Raw genomic sequence first — 7,333 nt, 5'->3', positions numbered from 1 at the left:
AGATAATTGAGGGATAAGAAAAGCATATCTTCAACTGATAATTTACTGTGACGACCTCGACGGTTATGGTTTTCATGATAAGCGGTCTTAAGAAGACTGCTCATAGATTCAAAGGTTGGACGTTTAAAATGACTATCGCTGAGTTTGCTGAGGGATTCATAGTTCATGACTATAGTATAACAAATTTTTTTATTTTTGGGAGAAGTCTAATGTTTAGTTTTAATATAAGATGCCCCTTTTTGACTCGTCTCTCTAAAATTCCTTGTCATTTCTAAATCAAAACCAAATAATATCTTGGTGACAAAACCAAAAGCAATCAAGGTAACAACTGGAATAACACAAGTCGTGACAAGCATTCGAGTAACCTCTTGTGTCAGAGTATTTAGCATCCTAACCGCCTTTTCTTTGCCAGCCGTTAAAACTTTGCCTGTTTTTGAGAAAAAGTCCGTCACACCTGATTTTACTTTATCTAAAAAACTAGTATCTTTTTCGATTTTTTCTTGCTTTTTCTTAATTTCTTTGTCATCTTCTTTAATTTGTTGGCTTGTTTTTTGAATTTCAGTGACGAAATTCCTATCAACTAAATCTGAGATTTGCAACGAAATAGGTACCATTGCGACAAAAAATGTTGCAAAAATCACTAATTTAATGGCTAAAATCTTAAAAATAGGACTTCGCCTATAAACAAAATAAATCCCCAATCCCATAGCAATAGGAATCAGATAGGTAAAAGAAATTGTTCCCGCTATGACAAGCAGAAATTTCTCAATCATCAAAACACCTAGCACCATCATAAATTTCCCTGATAATTCGGCTAATTGCTCCGATATAGCATTACCAACATCGCCAGGCAACAATGAAACTGTGACAGAACCCGCTGTGGTCGCCGCCATCAACTCTAGTGACACCTTCTCTTTTTGGACAATTGACTGCTCAAAACGGTCGTTGATTTTATCAGAACGGGATAAAGGGGACAAAACGAAAATCGAGATTAGCGCAACTACAGCAAGATAAACGCATTTCTGTGCTTTTCTTTACGGGGTGGTTCATTTTGCTTGTTAAATTCGGCTTCAAAAAATTGTGTAACATCTGTCATATTTGTAATCCATTCCTTTCGTGCTTCAAATATTACTTTTTGAGTGCCCTTTTTTATTGGGCGCCTCTAATTTTGTTTTTTTCAAACTTCCTCCTCACACCAACTTCTTCAACTCAAACAACTCATTCATAGCAGCCATTGGGGTCAAATTCATGATGTCAATGGCTCTAATTTTCTCCGCCAATTCGCTTGATTCGCCAAATAAATCTAGCTGTTGCGATTCTGATTGACTGGACTGCACTGGAATCACTGGTGGCACTTTCATATCGACTGTCCCGTCTTCAAGTTCAGACAAAATCACGCTTGCCCGTTCAAGCAAATCGCTTGGCAAACCTGCAATCTTTGCCACATGAATGCCGTAAGATTTATCAGCTGGTCCAGTTTCAATTTTATGGAGAAAAGTTACCTCGCCATTTTCTTCGAGCGTTGCAACATGGACATTTGTCAAGTGTTCTAGGACAGTTTCAAGCGCTACAAGCTCGTGATAATGCGTGGCAAACAAGGTTTTTGCGCCAACATTTTCATGGATATACTCGACAATCGCCTGTGCGAGCGCAATACCGTCATAGGTCGCCGTGCCACGCCCAAGCTCGTCAAAGAGAATCAGCGAGTTTTTCGTTGCGCGCCGAATCGCATGATTGGCCTCCATCATCTCGACCATGAAAGTCGACTGACCACTGATAAGGTCGTCTGCTGCGCCAATTCGTGTAAAAATGGCATCAAAAATCGGTAAAAGAACGCTATCAGCAGGGATATAACTGCCAAGTTGCGCCATGACAACAGTCAAGGCAAGCTCGCGCATATAAGTCGATTTACCCGACATATTTGGTCCCGTAATCAGCTGAATCATCGTTTTTTCGTCAAAATCAATCGAGTTCGGCACATATTCTTGCGCCCCCATCACCTTTTCAACCACGGCATGCCGACCATTTTTGATATGGATTTCTTGTCCGTTTTTAATGATGTCTGGCTTGATATAATGGTTGTTTTCCGCCACAACAGCAAGAGATTGTAACACATCCACGCCAGCGATGACTTTCGCCAATTTTTGAATCCGTGTGATGAATTTTTCGGTCTGTTCGCGCACTTGCAAAAAAAGCTCATATTCCAAGTTGGCAGAGTTTTCACGCGCATCCAACATCTGACTTTCTAGTTTCGCTAATGCCTCAGTGCCATAACGCTCAGAATTTTTCAAAGTCGCCTTACGGAAAAAATGCTCAGGCACTTGCGAAAGATTTGAGTTCGTGATATGAAAATAATAACCGTCTTTTTTATTGTAGTCAATCTTGAGATTACTAATGCCAGAAGTCGCGCGCTCCTTGGTTTCAAGCTCGGCAATCCAAGACGTGCCATCACGCATAATTACACGATAGTCGTCCAAAGTCGCATTAAAACCACTTTTGATAATATTACCATCCATGATAATCGCTGGTGCATTTTCATCAATAGCATTGCGAATCAGCTCAAACAGCTCGGGAATCTCATCAAGCTGACCAATCACACTAAACAAAACGTCTGACTGCATATCAGTCAGAACTGCCTTAATCGCAGGCACATTTGACAAAGTTTGCGCCAATTGGAGCAAGTCCTTAGGATTTGCCTTACCAAATGACACGCGCGCCGCCAAACGTTCAATGTCATAAACGCCTTTCAAAGTTTCAGTCAAATCTGAGCGCTCAAAAAAATGGTCAAGAAAAGTCTGAATAATCGCTTGCCGTTTTTGAATCGCCGACTCGCTCACCAAAGGGCGATCGATCCAAGTCCGCAACATCCGCGTCCCCATTGCCGTTTTCGTCTCGTCCAACAGCCAATAAAGACTGCCCATTTTCTTGCCCGTTCGCGCATTTGAAATCAAATCTAAACTTTTCTTGCTCGCAGCATCCATGAGCAGAAAGTCTTTGATTTCATAATGTTTAACAGGCTGTAAATGCGTGAGCTGACGTTTCTGCGTTGTCATGATATAATTCAACAGTTTTGAGGTCACTGATATTTCTAAAGCGGACAACCCATAATCAATCAAATCAGCATTATCAAAGCCAATGGTTTCACGTGAAACCAAAACATTGAGCTGGTTTTCTAAAATTTGCAACTCGACTTCTGACGGCTCGTAGCCCATGACAACTTCCCGAGCTTTGAGTGAAGAAATTTCGTCTGTGACCGTCTCGAAATCAGAAAGAGAAGTCACGAAAAATTCGCCTGTCGCCAAATCTAAATAACTGAGTGCATAAGCGCTTTCGTCTGTCTCAATCGCAACAAGAAAATTGTTTTCTTTGCCATTATTTAACGCATCAACGGCTGTCCCTGGCGTGATAACTTGCACAACATCACGCTTGACAACGCCAACGGCTGTCTTTGGATCCTCCATTTGCTCAGCAATCGCAACCTTGTGACCGAGGTCAACCAAGGTGTCAATATACTGCTGAATGCTGTGGTAAGGCACGCCCGCCATGGGAATAGGCTTGTCCGAGTTTTTATTGCGACTGGTCAAGGTCAGCTCTAAAATCTGCGCCGCCTTGACCGCATCCTCATAAAAAAGCTCGTAAAAATCGCCCATGCGGAAAAGCAAAAAAGCATCTGGATACGATTTTTTAATATCCAGATACTGCTGCATGCCCGGTGAAATTTTTTCAGTTGTCGCCATGAATTGCCTCGTTAATTTGTATTTCTAAATTTTCCAAAACGTGCTGTAACACTGCGTTTGCAGCTGCTAATTTGCGCCTATAATCAATGATGAGTGGTTCATCATTCAATTTTTGCTCAATTTCTTTTGAACGTTCTAGCGTTATTTTATAGGCATTGACCTTATCAATTTTTTTGTATAATGTCGCCTGTTTTGCTAATTCTTTCATGTCATTTTCAAGCGCGTAAAGATTTTCAGCACGCTTTAAACGTGATTCTGCTGCTTGAAATTTGATAATCGTCGGATGATTGGACAGCTTGTCTAAAAGTACTGTAACCGCTTGTTCATAATTCTCAACTGCTGATAGCATTTTGAATTTCTTTCTCGAAATTTGCCGCACTTTCGATGTCTTGACAAGTAATCAAAAGCGTGTCTGCCCCCGCTATCGTCCCCAAAATATCAGCACGCTCAGACGTGTCAATAGCATTTGCCAACAAATCTGCCTCGCCCAAACCCGTATGCACAACAATGATGAACATAGCTCGGCTAACCCGCTGCACATAAGCAGACAGGTTATCGGCAAGGCTCGGCAAGCTCATGTGATTTTTTTCAGCATCAAAAAGCGCATAAAAACTTCCGTCGTCATAACGATTTTTGATAATACCAAGCTCACGAATATCACGCGATAAAGTAGCTTGCGTTGTTGTAATGTCGCGCGCTATCAGAAGTTGCGAAAGTTCATCTTGTGTCTGAATCTTGTGATTTTGGATAAGATTTCTAATAATTGCTTGTCGATCTGATTTCTTCATATTGTCTATTATACCATGAATTATTATCAAAATGGATTTGAAGTGTCAATATTACTGTTCATGCTTAACAAAAGTATCTGTCGGCAATGCCCAAAATACGACGAGAGTAATAGAAAGCGCCGAACTAAGAAGACTGATAATTACCGAATCCACATGTTTCAAAAGTTGAATAACAACGGTGTAACTCAGATAGATCGTAAGGCTAACGCCCCATTGCCAACCAAGGTCTGTCAATCTGCGAACTGCCAAAGCAATAGTAGGGATAAAAGTCGCAAAGGTATAAATGATAGGTAAAATGAGCCACAGCAACACCTTACCTAAAAGCCCAAAACCAAAGCTATCAGCTGGATTGGTAACACCACCAAATACCGATAAAAGAACAGGTAAAAAAGTGGCAAGAATAATCAGAACGTGCAACAAAATAGCAAACCAAAAGTCTTTGCGCGTCGTTCGACCTGTGAAATTAACATAATTTTTCCAAAATTTTCCGTAAGCTTTTAGCATGGCTACTCCTTTAGCGATTGAAGAACAAAGTGATGAAGAGATTAAGGAAGTGGCTATCTACAACGTGGCTTGGCGGTTTTACCGCTTAGCCGTTGGAGTGGCTACTCCTTTAGCGATTGAAGAACAAAGTGATGAAGAGATTAAGGAAGTGGCTATCTACAACGTGGCTTGGCGATTTTACCGCTTAGCCGTTGGAGTAGCTACTCCTTTAGCGATTGAAGAACAAAGTGATGAAGAGATTAAGGAAGTAGCTATCTACAACGTGGCTTGGCGGTTTTACCGCTTAGCCGTTGGAGTGGCTACTCCTTTAGTGATTGAGGAACAAAGTGATGAAGAGATTAGGGTCTTGCTAGCCACAACGCCTTGGCGGTTTTACCGCTTAGCCGTTGGAGTGGCTACACGTCCTACATCTCAACAGGTGCATCAACACCAAGCAATCTCAGACTCTCTTTCAGCACAACACCCGTCGCATAAGCGAGCGCCAAGCGAGCATTTTTCTCATCATTGTCATCCAAAATTCGCGTGTGCGCATAATATTTGTTAAAGGCTTGCGCTAAGTTAATCGCATATTTGGCAATGGCTGAGGGTTCAAAAGTTCGTGCTGCTCTTGCAACAACATTGTCAAATGCTTGCAGTAACTTGATAATTGCCCAACTTTCATCATCTGTTACGATTAAGCTACCAGTGATAGCATTTTCGGGTTTGAAATCGGCTTTACGCAAAATCGACTGGATTCGCGCATGCGCATATTGCACATACGGACCCGTTTCACCCTCAAATGACACCATTTCTTCCAAATTGAAGTCATAGCCATTGAGCCGCTCATTTTTAAGGTCATAAAACTTAATCGCACCAACACCCACCGCATGAGCAACTGCTGCTTTGTTCGCCAAATCTGGATTTTTCGCCTCAATTTGTGCTTGCGCCCGCTTGACCGCCTCGTCAATCGTCGGTTCAAGCAAAATCACATTGCCCTTACGAGTTGATAATTTCTTGCCGTCTTTTGTGACCAAGCCAAACGGCACATGGAAAATGTCGTCAGCCCAGTCATAGCCCATTTTTTTAAGGACAGCTTTAAGCTGTTTGAAATGCCCAGACTGTTCATTGCCGACCACATACAGCGATTTGGCAAATTTGTAAGTCCGTTTGCGATAAAGTGCCGCCGATAAATCGCGCGTGATATATAATGTTGCACCATCAGATTTTTTGATAAGCGCTGGGTTTTCAAAGCCTTCTAATTCAACAACTGTCGCACCATTTGATTCTGTCAGCAGACCTTTTTCATCTAAAATGGCAACAATCTCGTCCATTTTATCATTGTAAAAAGCCTCGCCATTCATGCTGTCGAATACAACACCAAGCTCCGTATAAATGCGGTCAAATTCGACCAAAGACTCATCACGGAACCATTGCCAAAGTTCTAAAGCCTCAGTATCGCCATTTTCAAGTTTGAGAAACCATTCACGCGCCTCAATATCAATCGTCGGGTCATCAGCCGATTCAGTATTGATTTGGACGTAAAGTTTTAGCAACTCAGCAATCGGATTCTTGCGAATCGCCACCTCATCGCCATATTTTTTATAGGCAACAATGAGCATGCCAAACTGCTTGCCCCAATCGCCCAAATGATTGATTTTAATCGGATTATAACCAATTTTTTGATAAATTTTTGCTAAACTATCACCGATAACAGTCGAGCGCAAATGTCCAATAGAAAAGGGTTTGGCGATATTGGGCGAACTCATATCAATCGCAATATTTTCGCCATTTTGTGCTTGTGTGGTATAATTCTCTCCGTCACGCAAAATTTCAGCCAGAACTGCCGAAACTGTCGCTGATTTATCAAGGAAAAAATTAAGATAGGGTCCCATCGCAACAACTTTCTCAAAGTTTTCAGGCGAAATTTTTTCAGCAAGGTCAGCCGCAATCTGATTAGGTGCTTGTCGCAAGGTTTTAGCCAGCGAAAAAGCTGGGAAAGCTAAATCGCCCAGCGCAGATTTCTTGGGCGTTTCAAGGAGATTCGTAATGTCGTCCACGCTCAAAGCACCGTCTAAATACGTTGCAAGCGCTTGCGCTACTAATAATTTATCGTTCATTTTCATATCCTTAAAATAGTCTATTTAATTCTATTTTACCATATTTTACACTAAAAATCTTCACAATATTTTTGAAAGTTCTAATAGACTTCTCCCGAAATTAAATTTCGAAATTGATAATACCACAAATTAAGGACGCACGAAGTAAGTGCCTCTTTCTTCGATTACGATATTTCTGAGCCATACACTTAAAGGTTTTGATTTTAGC

The 7,333-nt window shown here is 41.4% G+C and carries 6 protein-coding genes; all 6 read right to left on the bottom strand.

The features are described 5' to 3' along the window. Positions 1–206: 206 nt before the first annotated feature. On the bottom strand, positions 207–977 hold the full coding sequence (locus tag Hs30E_RS09885; protein ID WP_172209790.1) for a hypothetical protein: 771 nt from the start codon (positions 975–977) through the stop codon (positions 207–209). Positions 978–1,190: 213 nt separating this feature from the next. Further along, positions 1,191–3,737, bottom strand: a complete 2,547-nt coding sequence (gene mutS / locus Hs30E_RS09880; protein WP_172209789.1) for a DNA mismatch repair protein MutS — start codon at positions 3,735–3,737, stop codon at positions 1,191–1,193. Next, positions 3,724–4,086: a YlbF family regulator gene (locus tag Hs30E_RS09875; RefSeq protein ID WP_172209788.1), complete on the bottom strand. Its 363-nt coding sequence runs from the start codon at positions 4,084–4,086 to the stop codon at positions 3,724–3,726. Before Hs30E_RS09875 ends, mutS begins: the two co-directional genes overlap by 14 nt. Continuing rightward, the gene (gene argR, locus Hs30E_RS09870) at positions 4,070–4,525 is read right to left on the bottom strand and encodes an arginine repressor (RefSeq protein WP_172209787.1); all 456 of its coding nucleotides are present in this window, start codon (positions 4,523–4,525) and stop codon (positions 4,070–4,072) included. Before argR ends, Hs30E_RS09875 begins: the two co-directional genes overlap by 17 nt. A gap of 51 nt (positions 4,526–4,576) precedes the next feature. Then, complete coding sequence (locus Hs30E_RS09865) at positions 4,577–5,029, bottom strand: DUF805 domain-containing protein (RefSeq protein ID WP_172209786.1); 453 nt, start codon at positions 5,027–5,029, stop codon at positions 4,577–4,579. Between the two features lie 404 nt (positions 5,030–5,433). Further along, a complete protein-coding gene (gene argS, locus Hs30E_RS09860) occupies positions 5,434–7,125 on the bottom strand; it encodes an arginine--tRNA ligase (RefSeq protein ID WP_172209785.1) in 1,692 nt (563 codons plus the stop codon). Positions 7,126–7,333: the final 208 nt, after the last annotated feature.

It is taken from the genome of Pseudolactococcus hodotermopsidis, assembly GCF_011170085.1.
Taxonomy (GTDB): Bacteria; Bacillota; Bacilli; order Lactobacillales; family Streptococcaceae; genus Pseudolactococcus; species Pseudolactococcus hodotermopsidis.
This window is presented reverse-complemented; position numbering and strand designations above follow the sequence as displayed.